Origin of the sequence: Streptomyces sp. NPDC019224 (assembly GCF_040632605.1) — a bacterium.
Taxonomy (GTDB): Bacteria; Actinomycetota; Actinomycetes; order Streptomycetales; family Streptomycetaceae; genus Streptomyces.
This window is the reverse complement of the sequence record NZ_JBEYCF010000014.1, coordinates 51395-66595: the sequence shown is the minus strand read 5'-3', so window position 1 is coordinate 66595 and position 15201 is coordinate 51395. Positions and strand designations below refer to the sequence as shown.

13 protein-coding genes are annotated in these 15201 nt (G+C 72.3%); 4 read left to right on the top strand and 9 right to left on the bottom strand.

Annotated features, from left to right (window positions below):
• Nucleotides 1–12: 12 nt before the first annotated feature.
• Nucleotides 13–1002, top strand: coding sequence for an NAD(P)H-quinone oxidoreductase (locus tag ABZ564_RS12005; protein WP_360853663.1), 990 nt, complete (start codon nucleotides 13–15; stop codon nucleotides 1000–1002).
• A 79-nt stretch (nucleotides 1003–1081) separates the two neighbouring features.
• Here ABZ564_RS12005 and ABZ564_RS12000 read toward each other — a convergent pair whose 3' ends face one another.
• The 6 genes from ABZ564_RS12000 to ABZ564_RS11975 form a co-directional block, all read right to left on the bottom strand.
• Nucleotides 1082–1627 carry a bacterial proteasome activator family protein gene (locus ABZ564_RS12000; protein ID WP_360853660.1) on the bottom strand — a complete coding sequence of 182 codons (546 nt, stop codon included), beginning with the start codon at nucleotides 1625–1627 and terminating at the stop codon, nucleotides 1082–1084.
• Between the two features lie 93 nt (nucleotides 1628–1720).
• Complete coding sequence (locus ABZ564_RS11995) at nucleotides 1721–4570, bottom strand: FtsX-like permease family protein (RefSeq protein ID WP_360853657.1); 2850 nt, start codon at nucleotides 4568–4570, stop codon at nucleotides 1721–1723.
• Nucleotides 4567–5334 (bottom strand): ABC transporter ATP-binding protein, encoded by a 768-nt coding sequence (locus ABZ564_RS11990; protein ID WP_360853655.1) that lies wholly within the window; start codon nucleotides 5332–5334, stop codon nucleotides 4567–4569. The genes ABZ564_RS11995 and ABZ564_RS11990 overlap by 4 nt, the downstream gene beginning before the upstream one ends.
• 185 nt (nucleotides 5335–5519) lie before the next feature.
• The gene (locus ABZ564_RS11985; RefSeq protein WP_360853653.1) at nucleotides 5520–6131 is read right to left on the bottom strand and encodes a PadR family transcriptional regulator; all 612 of its coding nucleotides are present in this window, start codon (nucleotides 6129–6131) and stop codon (nucleotides 5520–5522) included.
• Between the two features lie 73 nt (nucleotides 6132–6204).
• Entirely contained in the window at nucleotides 6205–6702 is a 498-nt protein-coding gene (locus ABZ564_RS11980; RefSeq protein WP_360853650.1) for a hypothetical protein, read from the bottom strand.
• A gap of 80 nt (nucleotides 6703–6782) precedes the next feature.
• Entirely contained in the window at nucleotides 6783–8423 is a 1641-nt protein-coding gene (locus ABZ564_RS11975; RefSeq protein ID WP_360853647.1) for a protein kinase, read from the bottom strand.
• A gap of 357 nt (nucleotides 8424–8780) precedes the next feature.
• On the opposite strand from ABZ564_RS11975, the gene ABZ564_RS11970 reads away from it, so the two are divergent.
• Entirely contained in the window at nucleotides 8781–10472 is a 1692-nt protein-coding gene (locus ABZ564_RS11970) for a protein kinase (RefSeq protein ID WP_360853644.1), read from the top strand.
• Nucleotides 10473–10489: 17 nt separating this feature from the next.
• Here the strand turns inward: ABZ564_RS11970 and ABZ564_RS11965 are convergent, their stop codons facing one another.
• The 3 genes from ABZ564_RS11965 to ABZ564_RS11955 all read right to left on the bottom strand — a co-directional run bounded on the left by ABZ564_RS11965 (nucleotide 10490) and on the right by ABZ564_RS11955 (nucleotide 12716).
• Nucleotides 10490–11491: a phosphotransferase gene (locus ABZ564_RS11965; protein WP_360853844.1), complete on the bottom strand. Its 1002-nt coding sequence runs from the start codon at nucleotides 11489–11491 to the stop codon at nucleotides 10490–10492.
• 63 nt (nucleotides 11492–11554) lie between these two features.
• Nucleotides 11555–11980 (bottom strand): pyridoxamine 5'-phosphate oxidase family protein, encoded by a 426-nt coding sequence (locus ABZ564_RS11960; RefSeq protein WP_360853641.1) that lies wholly within the window; start codon nucleotides 11978–11980, stop codon nucleotides 11555–11557.
• Between the two features lie 76 nt (nucleotides 11981–12056).
• A complete protein-coding gene (locus ABZ564_RS11955) occupies nucleotides 12057–12716 on the bottom strand; it encodes a response regulator transcription factor (RefSeq protein ID WP_360853638.1) in 660 nt (219 codons plus the stop codon).
• Between the two features lie 340 nt (nucleotides 12717–13056).
• Here ABZ564_RS11955 and pdhA point away from each other — a divergent pair, with 340 nt between their 5' ends.
• Nucleotides 13057–14217, top strand: a complete 1161-nt coding sequence (pdhA, locus tag ABZ564_RS11950) for a pyruvate dehydrogenase (acetyl-transferring) E1 component subunit alpha (protein WP_360853635.1) — start codon at nucleotides 13057–13059, stop codon at nucleotides 14215–14217.
• 2 nt (nucleotides 14218–14219) lie between these two features.
• Nucleotides 14220–15200 (top strand): alpha-ketoacid dehydrogenase subunit beta, encoded by a 981-nt coding sequence (locus tag ABZ564_RS11945; protein WP_360853633.1) that lies wholly within the window; start codon nucleotides 14220–14222, stop codon nucleotides 15198–15200.
• Nucleotide 15201: the final 1 nt, after the last annotated feature.

Below are 15201 nucleotides of genomic sequence, written 5' to 3'. Positions count from 1 at the left end.
AGCCTCGCGGCCATGCATGCGATCACGATCCCCGAACCCGGTGGCCCCGAGGCGCTCGTGTGGGCCGAGGTGCCCGATCCCGTACCCGGCGAGGGCGAGGTCCTCGTCGACGTCGTGTCCAGCGCGGTCAACCGGGCCGATGTGCTTCAGCGGCAGGGCTTCTACAACCCGCCGCCCGGCGCCTCCCCCTACCCGGGCCTGGAGTGCTCGGGCCGGATCTCGGCGCTCGGACCCGGCGTCACCGGCTGGGCCGTGGGCGACGAGGTGTGCGCCCTCCTCGCCGGCGGCGGTTACGCGGAGAAGGTCGCCGTCCCGGTGGGCCAACTGCTCCCCGTACCCGAGGGGCTGGACCTGACGCAGGCCGCGGCGCTGCCCGAGGTGACGGCCACGGTCTGGTCCAACGTGTTCATGGTGGCCCATCTGCGGCCCGCCGAGACCCTGTTGGTGCACGGCGGCTCCAGCGGCATCGGCACGATGGCGATCCAGCTCGCCAAGGCGGTCGGGGCGCGGGTCGCCGTGACGGCCGGCAGCCCCGACAAGCTGGCCCGCTGCGCCGAGCTGGGCGCGGACATCCTGATCGACTACCACGAGCAGGACTTCGTGGAGGAGATCCGCGAGACCACGGCCGGGGCGGGCGCGGACGTCATCCTCGACATCATGGGCGCGAAGTACCTCGACCGGAACGTGCAGGCGCTCGCCGTCAACGGCCGGCTCGCGATCATCGGGCTCCAGGGCGGCGCCAAGGGCGAACTGAACCTCGGCGCGCTGCTGAACAAGCGGGCGGCCGTCACGGCGACCTCGCTGCGCGGCCGCCCGCTCGCCGAGAAGGCGGCGATCGTCGCGGCCGTCCGCGAGCACGTCTGGCCGCTCATCGCGGAGGGTGTCGTGAAGCCGATCGTCGACCGCACGGTCCCCATGCAGGACGCGGCGGAGGGCCACCGCGTCATGGAGTCCAGCACTCACATCGGCAAGGTGCTGCTCCAGCCGCCCGCCTCCGCCTGATCCGGGAAGCCGCAGGGGCCCGGCACACCGCGACGGTGTGCCGGGCCCCTCGGGCGTGGTCGATCGGGCAGTGCAACGGTTACAGGTACGGCCCCGAGCGGATCGGGCCGTGCGGGTCGATCCCGCCGTCCTCCTCCTGGCCGCTGCCGGGCGGCAGCGCGCGGCGCATCTGCTCCAGCTGGGCGCGGGCCGCCATCTGCTGGGCGAACAGAGCGGTCTGGATGCCGTGGAAGAGGCCCTCCAGCCAGCCCACGAGCTGCGCCTGCGCGATCCGCAGCTCCGCCTCGGAGGGGACCGAGTCCTCGGTGAACGGCAGGGACAGCCGCTCCAGCTCCTCCACCAGCTCCGGTGCGAGGCCGTCCTCCAGCTCCTTGACCGAACCGGCGTGGATCTCCTTGAGACGCACCCGGCTCGCCTCGTCGAGAGGAGCGGCCCTGACCTCCTCCAGGAGCTGCTTGATCATGCTGCCGATGCGCATGACCTTCGCCGGCTGCTCGACCATCTCCGTCACCGGGACCTCCCGCGACTCGTCGTCAGTGTCACCGCCGCCGATCGCCATTCCGTCCTGTCCCACTACGAGGACCTGGGGGTGCTCCTGCGACCGTTCATTCCTCGGCATCTCCATGCCGCCATTGTCTCGCACACACGGCGTTCATCACTGTGGTGCCCCCGGGAACGGTTGATCCACCGTCCCGGGGGCACCGAACAGCTCAGCCGCTCAGCCGGCCCGCCGCGCCAGGGTCAGCCGCGAGCGGGTGAACACCGCCGCGAGGACACCCGCCAGCAGCGGAACCGCCACGGCCAGCAGCCCGATGGCCGCCCAGGGCAGCACGATCGGCGTGTAGGCGGACTCCATGGGCTGGATCCGCATCTGCTCCATCGCGCGGCGCAGGTCGACCAGGCGCAGCGCCACCGCGGGCACCAGACCCGCCGCCGTCCCCAGCAGCACCCCGGTCAGCGCCACCACCAGGCACTGGAAGCCGGAGAGCGACCGCCGCACGCGCGGGGGCGCGCCCACCGCGCTGAGGGTGGTGAGGTCGGCTTCCGCGTCGGCCTTGGCCAGGCCCGTCGTGATCGCGGCGGCGCCCACGGTCACCACCCCGGCGAACAGGGTGAGGATCAGCAGGATGGTGCTGCCCCGGTCATTGGGGCCGGAGTTGGTCTGCACCCAGAGACCGCCGCCGGCCTGGTCGATGGCGGCCGAGGCCCGTTGGTTCTCCGCGTCCGTGGGCTGGTGGGCGACGGTGTACACACTGCCGAGCGGCTGCGTGTGCAGGCCGAGGCGTTCGGCGGTGCCCTGCGGGAGGATCATGCGGATTCCGGGCGTGGTGGCGTACTCGGGCTTCGCGACGTACACCTTCAGCCGGTCCGTGGTCTTCCGGGCCGGGCCGGGGTGCAGCTTGCGGTTCTTCGTGTCCTTGGGGCTGTACATGTGGACGGCCTTGAGGGTGACCTCACCGTTTCGCGCGTACGCCTCGTTGAGCAGGACGGGGGTGCCGGCCTTCAGGGCCGCGGCCGCCGCCGGGTCGTCCAGCTTCACGTACGTGTCGAGCAGGGCCGCGTCGCCGACGACGATGTTGTTGGAGTCCGAGCTGAAGGTCCCGGTGGAGGTGCGCACGTCCACACAGGCGGGGGTCCGCATCATCGTGCGGTGCTCCTCGGCGGACAGCCGCGCGGCCAGCTCCTGGGCGCCCTTGGTGTCGAGCGGGCAGGTGTGGCCCTTGCCGGCCGGCTTGACCAGCTCCATGGTGCCGCAGCTGTTCTCCTCCTCGTAGTAGACGTTGCAGTCGCTGCCGGCCCAGGCCCGGGAGATGTCGGCCCGGCCGCCGGTGACCGCCATGTTGTGCTCGACGGCGGCCCGGGCCGCCGGAAGCCGCTCGGCGGCCTCGGAGTCGCCGGCCGTCAGCGCGATCGTGCCCTCGGTCAGCATGGGCGTGTAGGCGTAGTCGGACTCGGCCAGGCTGCTGGACATGTACGTGGCGATGGCCACCGAGCCCGCGACCGCCGCCATGACGGCGGCCACCGCCGGAGCGGTACGGCCACGGTTCCGTGCCGCGTCCCGCAGCGCCATCCGGGGCGAGAGCGGGAGCCTGCGGCCGAGCCGGCCCAGCAGGCCGACGATCACCGGGATACAGGCCAGCAGGCCCACTTCGGCGACGACCGATCCGCCGGCGACCAGGGTGGAATTGCCGCTGGTGCCCCCGTAGACGGCGACGACGACGCCGAGGGTGAGCACGCAGGCGCCCGTGACGGGCAGCACCCGCGAGCTGCGGCGCACCCCGCGCCGGCCGGTGAGCGACTCCAGCACGGACTGCCGGCCGGCCACGATCGCCGGGGCGAGCGCCGCCAGCAGGCCGGTGACCAGACCGAGCGCGGCGATGACCAGGAACTCGACGGGGTGCAGCACCAGGGAGCCGAAGCGGTGACCGGCCCAGTCCTCGATCATCGGCCGGAACACCACCGTCAGCAGCATTCCGACCGCGACCCCGGTGACCGCCCCGACGCCGCCGAGGACGAGACCACCGCCGAGGACGACGGCACGGACCTGGCCGCGGTCGCCGCCGCAGGTGCCGAGCAGGCCCAGCTGACGCCGGGAGCGGCGGGCGCCGACGGCGAACGCCGGTCCGGCCAGCAGCACGATCTCCAGGACCGCCATCGCGACGACGGTGATGAGGGCGGCACTGGTCTCGCCGGAGTGGGGGTCGCCGGAGCGGTACTGCGGGTTCGTCCGGAGCAGCGGGACCTCGGAGTCCGGCGGCGGGTTCTCGAGGACCTGCCGGGAGGCGACGAGCGCGCCGGCCTTGTTGGCCGCCAGCACGTCCTTCCACCCGATCCCGGCCTGCCCGGCGCCTTCGACCAGCCACTGCGACTGGCCCGGCTGGGGCGCCGGCACCTTCTTGTCGCGGTCGGCCATCGCCTTCCAGGGGGCGATCACCGCGCCCGGGTCGGCGTACAGCTGCTTCGCCTCCAGATCGGCGGGCAGTTCGACCGCGCCGGTGATCGTGTACTTCTTGCCGGAGGTCGTCACCGTGACGCCGGAGCCGACGCGCAGGCCCGCCGACTTCAGGAACGGCTCGGTGGCCACCATCTCGCCCGTGCCTCGCGGGAACGAGCCCTCGACGAGGTCGATCCTTCCCCGGGCCATCCGGTCCGAGGTCCTGAGCTCGATGATCTCGGTGCTCGCGATCCCGTACCCGGTTGTCACGGTCGCGGACACGGACTGCTCGCTGATCGCCCGCGCACCCTCGGGCAGCACGGCCCGCATGTCGATCGGTGGCGGCTCCTCGTCGGGCACCTCGCCGTTCGCGGGGTTGTACATGTCGCCGTCGGGCATCTGCTGGATCGGCCCCATGCCCGCGTCTCCGTACAGCGCGTCGGCCGATCCGATCCTGGCCGTCAGCTGCTCCGCCGGGCTCAGATCCGCGCTGCGGTACGTGATGTCGGCGGCCGTCACCCCGAGCACCGGCAGGGCGATCATCGCGACCACCAGGGCGCTGCGGCCCTTGGCCCGCAGGGCGTCGCGGCGGGCTATGCGCAGGGCGGCACGCCACCCGGTGAAGAGGCTCACTCGGCTCCCCCGGCGGCCAGCAGCGAATCGGCACCGGCCGTCAGCGTCTGGTCGACGATCGAACCGTCCCGGAGGAAGACGACCCGGTCCGCCCAGGCCGCGTAACGCGGTTCGTGCGTGACCATCACGCCGGCCGCGCCCTGGTCGCAGCGGTTGCGCAGGAGCGCGAGGACGGCCTCGCCGGTCTCGGAGTCGAGGGCCCCGGTCGGTTCGTCGGCGAGGACCAGGCGCCGGTCCCCCACCAGCGCGCGGGCGATGGCGACGCGCTGCTGCTGGCCGCCGGACATCTCGTCCGGGAAGCGGTCCGCGATCTCCAGGAGGTTCATCTCCTCCAATGCGGCGCGGGCCTCCTTGCGGGCCTTGCGGACCGAGACGCCGTCGAGTTCGCGCGGCAGGGCGATGTTCTCGGCGGCGGTCAGGGCGGGTATCAGGTTGTAGTCCTGGAAGACGTAGCCGACGCTGCGGCGGCGCAGGGCGGCGAGGCCCTTGCGACCGAGCGCCGAGATGTCCTGGCCCTCGATGATCACCTGGCCACCGCTCGCGGTGTCGAGACCGCCGGCGAGGGTGAGCAGGGTGGACTTGCCGGAGCCGGACGGGCCCATCACGGCGACGAGCTCACCGGCGTGCACCGACAGGCTGATACCGCGCAGCGCCTGGACCTCGGCGATGCCGGTGCCGTGGGTGCGGGTGAGCGAGCGGAGTTCGAGCACCGGTGCGTCCACCGTCAGGGGCGGTGCGGATGGGGACGGGACGTGCAGGGACATGGTTCCCTCTCGGAACGGTGGAGGTACGGGAGCGGCCGGGCGTACGGGCGCGGTGCGCGTCGCGGCCGGGCGCCACGGGGCGGCCTCGGCGACGGTGTGTAGGCCTCGGCGGCGGGAGGTCGGTCTCAGCGGCGGTGTATCGGCCTCGGCGACGGTGCGTAGGCCTCGGCGACGGGGCGCCGGTCTCAGCGACGGGGGCGGGCACGGCCTGCGGTGCGGGCGGTGGCGCCCTGGGACGGGGGCTGCGCCGGTTCCGTGGCGGCGGCCTCGGCGAGGCGGATCAGCCGGGCCTCGCAGTGGTCCAGCCAGCGGGCCTCGGCCTCGGCCTGGAAGATCAGCTGCTCCACGACGAGCAGCCAGGCCACCTCGTCGCGGTCGGCGGGGGTCCGGGCCAGGGACCGCGCCTTGAGGCGGGTGTAGTCCTGCATGGCCTTCACCGTGTGGTGGCGCTGGGCCTGGATGACGGCCCTGATGTCGACCCCGGGCGCCCCGACCGCCATGGCGAGCTTGATGGCCAGCTCGTCACGGGGCGGGTTGCTGCGGTCGACCGGCGTCTCGAACCAGGCACGCAGCTCCGCGCGCCCGGCGTCGCTGATCGAGTACAGGGCGTGGCCCTGGTCGTCCTCGCCGTCCTGGACGACCAGGCCGTCGCGCTCCAGCCTGCTCAGCGTCGTGTACACCTGCCCGACGTTGAGCGGCCAGGTGGAGCCGGTGCGCGACTCGAATTCGGTGCGGAGCTGGGAGCCGTAGCGCGGCCCGCGCTCCAGGAGGGCGAGAAGCCCGTGACGGATCGACATACTGAGTATGTATACCGAGTATGTTGATCACCGCAAGTCTTCGAGGAGGTGGTACCGGGAGGGTGCCGCACGGTCAGCGGGCGCGGCGCATCCGCAGCGCGAGGAAGCCGAGACCCAGCCCGACCAGGGCGATTCCCGCGCCGAGCGACACCTGCTGCACCCGCTCGACGGTCGCTCCGTCCAGCGCCTGCCGCCCCGCGGGCAGCGGATCGGGGAAGTCGTCCGGGTCGGGTGTGAAGGCCGGCACGGCGGCCTGCTCCGACGCCGGGGGCCGCTGCTCGCGCTCCTCCAGCGCGTCCTGCCGGGCCAGCTCCGCGGGCGACCGCCCGGGCCGCTCCCGCCCGGCTCCGGCCGGCCACCCGGCGAGCGGCGACCGCATGCCCGCGGGGTGGGGCGCGCCCGGCGACGGGGACCCGCTCGGTGACGGGGACGTGTCCGGCGACGGGGACCCGCTCACGGAAGAGGGCGGCCCGGAGGCGTCCGGCGCCGCCGCCCCCAGGGTCGCGGCCGCCGTCAGCGCCAGGCAGGCCACGCCCCGTGAGGAACGCGCGGAGAGCTGTCCTGAAGCCATGCGGTCACCGTCACACGCGACGGCACGACCGGCATCTCAGATGAGGCGTACGGATGGATCCCGCCCGCACGAGGGAATGACTACGCGGGGTCGCCCGTCGCGATCTCCAGCTCGAAGTGGGCGCCGGTCTCCGAAACCGCGGCTCCGGATGACGGGAACTGATTGATGACCTGGTCCTCCGCGTACGCGTTGCCCGGGACCTTCTTCACCTTGAGCGTCCAGCCCGCCGCGTCCGCGCACGCGCGCACCGAGAGGATGTCCTTGTACATGAAGTTCGGGGCGTCGACCTTGTTCGGATCGTCGGTGTCCTCCGGCGCGTCCGTGCACTCCTCGGTGTCCATCGTCCGGTTGCGCTCCGGATCGCGGTGTTCGCCGGCCGGGGACTCGCTGGCCTTGGCCTCCGCGCCGCCCTTGTCGTCGCCGTTGAGCGTGAGGACCGTGATCAGGCCGCCGATCGCGACCAGCGCGACGACGATCGAGCCGATGATCACCGGCATGTTCCGCTTGGAACCGCCGCCCGAGGCGGGGGCGGGCGCCGTCTGCGGGGAGATCGTGTAGGGCGTCGGCGTCTGGTGCTGCAGGGGCGCCGGGCTCGCGTAGGCCGACGCCGCGGTCTGCGGGTAGCCGTACGACGGGTTCGTGGCGGGGGCCGGGGTGGCGGGGCCGTACGGGCCGTGCTGCGGCTGGTACGGGCCCGGCTGGTACGGCGTCTGGACGCTCTGCGGGGCGGGCGCGGACTGGTCGACCGGCGGGAAGACCGCCGAGCCGACTCCGGACCCGCTGTTCGCCGGAGCGCCGCCGTTCCCGACGATCACCGGGGCGCCGGTCTGCCCGCCCGCGCTCAGCACGCGCGCGATCTCGTCCTGCATGGCCGCCGCGCTCGGGAAACGCTCGTTCGGGTTCTTCTTGAGCGCGCGTGCGACGAGGGCGTCCATCGCCGGGGTCAGCGAGCGGTTGATCGTGGACGGGGCGACGGGCTCCTCCTGCACATGCGCGTACGCGATGGCGAGCGGGGAGTCCGCGTCGAAGGGGAGGCGGCCGGTCAGCAGCTGGAAGAGCATGATGCCGACCGAGTAGAGGTCGGAGCGCGCGTCCACCCCGCGGCCCAGGGCCTGCTCGGGGGAGAGGTACTGCGGGGTGCCGACGACCATGCCGGTCTGCGTCATCGACGTGACGCCCGACTGCATGGCGCGGGCGATGCCGAAGTCCATGACCTTGACGACGCCGCGCTTGGTCACCATCACGTTGCCCGGCTTGATGTCGCGGTGCACCAGGCCCATCTCGTGACTGGTGTCCAGCGCGGCCAGTACGTCCGAGGTGACCTTGAGCGCCTTGCCGGCCGGCATCGCGCCGTGGGCGCGGATGTCCGCCGCCAGGACCGAACCGAGCGGTTGCCCCTCGACGTACTCCATGACGATGTACGGCATCAGCGCGCCGCCGAGCTCGTCCTCGCCCGTGTCGAACACCGAGACGATGTTGGTGTGCTGGAGCTTGGCGACGGCCTGCGCCTCGCGGCGGAAGCGCTCACGGAAGGACTGCTCGCGGCCCAGCTCGGTGTGGAGGGTCTTGATCGCGACCTGCCGGTCGAGCGCGGAGTCGTACGCCAGGTATACGGACGCCATCCCGCCTTCGCCGAGCAGATCACGCAGCTGGTAGCGGCCGCCGGCCACCGAACCGCCCGCGTAGCGACCCTGCGTACCGTGTCCGCCGTCCTGGCTCATGACTTGCTTCCCCCTCGGCGCGCGACTCACGCGAAACTCGGCGCGCGGCTCACGCGATGATCCGTATTACTGGCCAAGTCTGCCCGAGGGGTACGACACGTCAAGCCAGGTGCCCGTTCCGTGACCGTACGCGCTGGAAGCGTCTCGGAAGCGTTACAGGATCAGCATGGAATTTGCGCGGCGACGCGCCAGCCGATTGGATGGCCGGTCCGGCGCCGGATCGGCCTGTCCGACAGAGGCTGTAGCGTGACGGGGCAATGCGACCGGCAGCGAAGCCGGTACCGCAGCAAGGCACCGTGAGACCCCGCGGGCGCGCAGACGCGCGGACCGAGCGGACAGATACGACGGCGAGGACTGATGGCACCCGAACCCGAAGCAAACGGCGGCGGCGTTCCGGATGGCACCGAATCCTGGGGCATCGGCGGGGTCGTCGGCGACGGACGGTACCGGCTGACCCACCGCCTCGGCCGGGGCGGCATGGCCGAGGTGTTCGCGGCGGAGGACGTCCGGCTGGGCCGCACGGTCGCGGTGAAGCTGCTGCGCTCCGACCTCGCCGAGGATCCGGTCTCCAAGGCCCGCTTCACGCGCGAGGCGCAGTCGGTCGCCGGCCTCAACCACCACGCGGTCGTGGCGGTCTACGACTCCGGCGAGGACACCGTCGCCGGCCAGACCGTCCCGTACATCGTGATGGAGCTGGTCGAGGGCCGCACGATCCGCGACCTGCTGATCAACGCCGAGGCCCCGCCGCCGGAGCAGGCGCTGATCATCGTCTCCGGGGTGCTGGAGGCGCTGGCCTACTCGCACCAGCACGGCATCGTGCACCGGGACATCAAGCCCGCCAACGTGATCATCACCCACTCCGGCGCGGTCAAGGTGATGGACTTCGGCATCGCCCGCGCGCTGCACGGCGCGCAGTCCACGATGACGCAGACCGGCATGGTCATGGGCACGCCGCAGTACCTCTCCCCCGAGCAGGCGCTGGGCAAGGCCGTCGACCACCGCTCCGACCTGTACGCCACCGGCTGCCTGCTGTACGAACTGCTGGCGCTTCGGCCCCCGTTCACGGGCGAGACGCCGCTCTCCGTGGTCTACCAGCACGTGCAGGACACCCCCGTCCCGCCGTCACGCATCCTGGACTCGGTGCCGCCGGAGCTGGACGGGCTCGTCATGCGCTCGCTGGCGAAGGACCCGGACGACCGCTTCCAGAGCGCCGAGGAGATGCGCGGCCTGGTCCAGTACGGCCTGCAGATGCTCCAGGTGCAGGGCGGCCACACCGGTACGTGGAACACCGGCCCGGTCTTCCTGGACGAGGGCACCGGCACCCCGCCCCGGGGCATGACCGGTGCCACCCGCGCCTACCCGCAGCACGGGGACACCTCGCAGGCCCCGATCCTGCCGCCGATGAACCCGGACGACGGGGGCTACGACGGCGGCAGCACCCGGCAGGGCGGCGGCGGGCGCGGCAAGCTGTGGCTGTTCGTGGTGCTCGCCCTGATCGCGATCGGGGCGGGCGTGGCCCTCGCGCTCAACGCGGGGGACAGCGGCGGCGAGACGCCCGAGAAGCAGCCGACGAAGACCTCCAGTTCGCCGACGCCCACCAAGGAGTCCCCGACGCCGACCCCGGAGGAGACCGAGGACGACACCCAGCAGCCGGGCGGCGACAGCGGCGGCGGGTGGGACGACAACACCTGGCAGCCGTCGACCACGCCGAGCCGGACGTTCCAGTCCCCCTCCGCCCCCACCACCCAGCCGGGCACCGGCGGTACGGACGCCGGTGGCACGGACACCGGCGGCAACAGCAGCAGCGGCACGGAGAGCGGCGGGAACGGCAGCACCGGTTCCGACGAGGGCACTACGGGGGACACCGGCGACACCGGTGCCACCGAGGGCGACACCGGCGCCGGCAGCGGGGACACCGGTGCCGCCGAGGGCACCACGGGCACCAGCGAGGGTGCCGCCGAGGGCGCGGACGGGGCCGCCGGAGGCACCGCCGAGAGCGCCGCCGGCGGAACCACCACGGGCACCGTCGGCTCGGCCACCGGCGAGTAGGGGCGCCGCGCCGGCCGTCACCCCGTGAACGCCGCGCGCACCGCCTCGTACTCACGGGTCCACCAGACCGCCAGGGCCGACACCGCGGGGAACTGCGGGTCGGCCCTCCGGTCGTTCAGGCAGTAGCGCCAGCGCAGTATCCAGAAGTCGTTGAGCCGCTCCCACCAGACCCGGTGCACCGCGGCCGCCAGTTCGGCGGCGTCCGCCCCGGCCGCCCGCCGGTAGGCCCGGGCGTAGACGCGTACCTTCGCCAGGTCCAGCGCACCGGCCGGCTGGACGAAGAAGATCGCCGCCGCCCGTACCGCCTCCTCCGCCCGGGGCTGGACGGCCAGCCGGTCCCAGTCCAGGATCGCGACCGGTTCGGTGCCCCGGTAGAGCACGTTCAGCGGGTGGAAGTCGCCGTGCACCCAGCCGGTGGCGGGCGCCCCGGGGTCGGGCGGCCGGCGGTCGGCGTACCGTTCCAGCAGGGCGCGCCGCTCCCGCAGCCGGTGCTCGGCCAGTTCGTCGAAGGCGTCCCGGCTGCCGCGCCCCCGCGCGGCGGCGAGCAGGTCGCCGATCAGGGCGAAGGTGTCGGCCGCCTCCGGACTCGCGTAGCCGGGCGGGCGCCCGCCGCCCGCCTGCGGGTCGCGCTCGGCCCCCATGACCTGCTCAAGACCCGTGTGTACGGCTCCGAGGAGCGTCCCGAGACGCATCGACTGGGCGAGGGTGAGCTGGGCGCCGCCCCGGTGCAGGCCGTCGACCCAGGGGTGGAGGGCGTAGCGGCGGCCGGCGATCTCGGTGACGGTCTCCCCGTCGTGGTCCCCGAGGGGCGGGGCGACGGGCACTCCGAGTGACTGGAGGCGCCGCGTCGCGCGGTGCTGGCGGACGATGGTGGCGCGGTCGCGGGTGGCGTCGTCCGAGTGGTGCTTGAGGAAGTACGAGCCCCGCGTGGTTGACACCCGGTAACCGTGGTTGAGCAGGCCCTGGGACAGCGGGGTGCAGGTGAGCGGCTCACCGGCGTCCGGGTAACGGCGAAGCACCTCGCCGACCGGGGGAACCGGCGGGGAGGCTACAGATGAGCGCGACACGCGTCAGATGTTAGATCACGCTGCGTTGCGGATCCGCCGGCTTGCGTGGAAGTCCAGAGTGTGCACCGTGACGAAGTGAGGTTCGAGCCAGAGGTACGAGGGGGTGAACGGTTCGCCGTTGACCTCGACGGGGGAGGGGCCGAAGCGCTCGCGCTGCGCGGGGGTCGGCTCGCCGATCCGGGCCGGGCCGGTGAACTGCACGGACCACAGGTCCTCGGTCCCGGCGGGGGCCGCGTTGAAGTTGTCCGCGCCGTAGGCCACGACCGCGCCGTCGCAGGCGCCGTGATGGCCGAGGCCGCTGTGCATGCGCAGCACGACGCGGCCGTCGATGACGATGTGCCGGGCCACCGTCAGGGTCGGGAGGGCCCGGATGCTGGTCGCCAGACGGCCGTAGGGGACCCGGCCGAGCAGGTCGATCGCGTGGAGTTCCTCGTAGGACATACCTCCCACTGTCGGCCACGCCGTGAGGGCCGGATAAGAGGCCGGGGCCCCGGTTCGCCCGGGACCAAAGTCCCTCTCAGCGCTTCTCCGCCTGGAGCCGTGCCACATACGCGGCGGCCTGCGAACGGCGCTCCATGCCCAGCTTGGACAGCAGGCTGGACACGTAGTTCTTGATCGTCTTCTCGGCGAGGTGCAGCCGCTCGCCGATCACCCGGTTGGTGAGGCCCTCGCCGATCAGGTCGAGGATCCTGCGCTCCTGGTCCGTCAGGTTCGCCAGCCTCTCGTCCCCCTGGCCCCTCTTCCCGTCGCGCAGCCGCTCCAGCACCCGCGCGGTGGCCACCGGGTCGAGCAGCGACTTGCCGGCCGCCACGTCCCGTACGGCCGCCAGCAGCTCGTTGCCGCGGATCGCCTTGAGCACGTAACCCGCGGCGCCCGCCATGATCGCGTCGAACAGCGCCTCGTCGTCGGCGTACGAGGTCAGCATCAGGCAGTGGATGGACTCGTCCTGGGAGCGGATCTCGCGGCAGACCTCCACCCCGCTGCCGTCCGGCAGCCGTACGTCGAGCACGGCCACGTCGGGGCGGACCGCCGGAATCCGCACCAGCGCGTCGGCCGCCGTGCCGGCCTCGCCGACCACCTCGATGTCGTCCTCCATCGACAGCAGCTCATGGACCCCGCGCCGGACGACTTCATGGTCGTCGAGCAGAAAAACGGTGATTTTTCCTTCTTCGCGCACAATCGCAGTCTCACACACTCACCTCTTCCCTGCCGCTGTCGGGCGGGATAACGTGCCGTTGTTCCGGCGGCCTGCGAGGCTGTGATCAGTGCTGTGACCAGCGAGAGTTCCCGAATTCCTCGATTTACTTGGATATCCAAGCAAAATCGCAGGTCAGGAAGGGTTTCGCAGTTACGGGACCCACTGGGTAACGTGCCTTGGACAGGGCGCTCGCCGGGGCACCTGTCACGCCTGTTTCCCGGACCGAGCGGCACCCACCCCGTGCACGGGTACGGACACAGGCGAGCCGCACTGGTCTCCCGGCAGACCCCGGGGGCCGGACCGACGGAGGAGCACGCACGTGACCGTGGAGAGCACTGCCGCGCGCAAACCGCGACGCAGCAGCAAGCGGACCAGCGCCGCGAAAACGCCCGCGAAGACGCCGGAGGGTTCGACGCCCGAACTCGTACAGCTGCTGACGCCCGAGGGCGAGCGCGTCGAGCACCCGGACTACTCGATCGACCTGAGCGCGGAAGAGCTGCGCGGCCTGTACCGGGACATGGTCCTCACCCGCCGCTTCGACGCCGAGGCCACCGCCCTCCAGCGCCAGGGCGAGCTGGGTCTGTGGGCCTCCCTGCTGGGCCAGGAGGCCGCCCAGATCGGCTCCGGCCGGGCCCTGCGCGACGACGACTACGTCTTCCCGACCTACCGTGAGCACGGTGTGGCCTGGTGCCGGGGCGTCGACCCGACCAACCTGCTCGGGATGTTCCGCGGCGTGAACCACGGCGGCTGGGACCCGAACAGCAACAACTTCCACCTGTACACGATCGTCATCGGCTCGCAGACCCTGCACGCCACGGGTTACGCCATGGGCGTGGCCAAGGACGGCGCGGACTCGGCCGTGATCGCGTACTTCGGGGACGGCGCCTCCAGCCAGGGCGACGTCGCGGAGGCGTTCACCTTCTCCGCCGTCTACAACGCCCCGGTCGTCTTCTTCTGCCAGAACAACCAGTGGGCGATCTCCGAGCCCACCGAGAAGCAGACCCGGGTGCCGCTCTACCAGCGCGCCCAGGGCTTCGGCTTCCCCGGCGTCCGGGTCGACGGCAACGACGTCCTGGCCTGCCTGGCCGTCACCCGCTCCGCCCTGGAGCGGGCCCGGCGCGGCGAGGGCCCGACCCTGGTCGAGGCGTTCACGTACCGCATGGGCGCCCACACCACCTCCGACGACCCGACGAAGTACCGGGCCGACGAGGAGCGCGCGTCCTGGGAGGCGAAGGACCCGATCCTGCGCCTGCGCACGTACCTGGAGAAGCAGGGCGCGGCCGACGAGGCGTTCTTCACCGCCCTCGACGAGGAGAGCGAGACCCTCGGCAAGCGCGTCCGCGAGGCCGTACGGGCGATGCCCGACCCGGACCGGATGGCGATGTTCGACCACGTCTACGCCGACGGCAACCCGCTCGTCGACGAGGAGCGCGCCGAGTTCGCCGCCTACCAGGCATCGTTCGCCGAGGAGGGCAAGTAACCATGGCCGTGGAAAAGATGTCCCTCGCGAAGGCGCTCAACGAGTCGCTGCGCAAGGCCCTCGACACCGACCCGAAGGTCCTCATCATGGGTGAGGACGTCGGCAAGCTCGGCGGCGTCTTCCGGATCACCGACGGCCTCCAGAAGGACTTCGGCGAGGACCGCGTCATCGACACCCCGCTCGCCGAGTCCGGCATCGTGGGTACGGCGATCGGCCTCGCCCTGCGCGGCTACCGGCCCGTCGTCGAGATCCAGTTCGACGGCTTCGTCTTCCCCGCGTACGACCAGATCGTCACGCAGCTCGCGAAGATGCACGCCCGCGCGCTCGGGAAGATCAAGCTCCCCGTCGTCGTGCGCATTCCGTACGGCGGCGGCATCGGCGCCGTCGAGCACCACAGCGAGTCGCCCGAGGCGCTGTTCGCGCACGTCGCGGGCCTGAAGGTGGTCTCCCCCTCCAACGCGTCCGACGCGTACTGGATGATGCAGCAGGCCGTCCAGAGCGACGACCCGGTCATCTTCTTCGAGCCGAAGCGCCGCTACTGGGACAAGGGCGAGGTCGACACCGAGGCCATCCCCGGCGCGCTGCACGCCGCCGCCGTCGCCCGCACCGGCACGGACCTCACGCTCGCCGCGTACGGCCCGATGGTGAAGGTCTGCCTGGAGGCCGCCGCGGCCGCCCAGGAGGAGGGCAAGTCGATCGAGGTCGTGGACCTGCGCTCGATGTCCCCGATCGACTTCGACACCATCCAGGCGTCCGTCGAGAAGACCCGCCGCCTGGTCGTCGTCCACGAGGCACCCGTCTTCTACGGCTCCGGGGCCGAGATCGCCGCCCGCATCACCGAGCGGTGCTTCTACCACCTGGAGGCGCCCGTGCTGCGGGTCGGCGGCTACCACGCCCCGTACCCGCCGGCGCGCCTGGAGGAGGAGTACCTGCCGGGTCTGGACCGGGTGCTCGACGCCGTCGACCGCTCGCTGGCGTACTGAG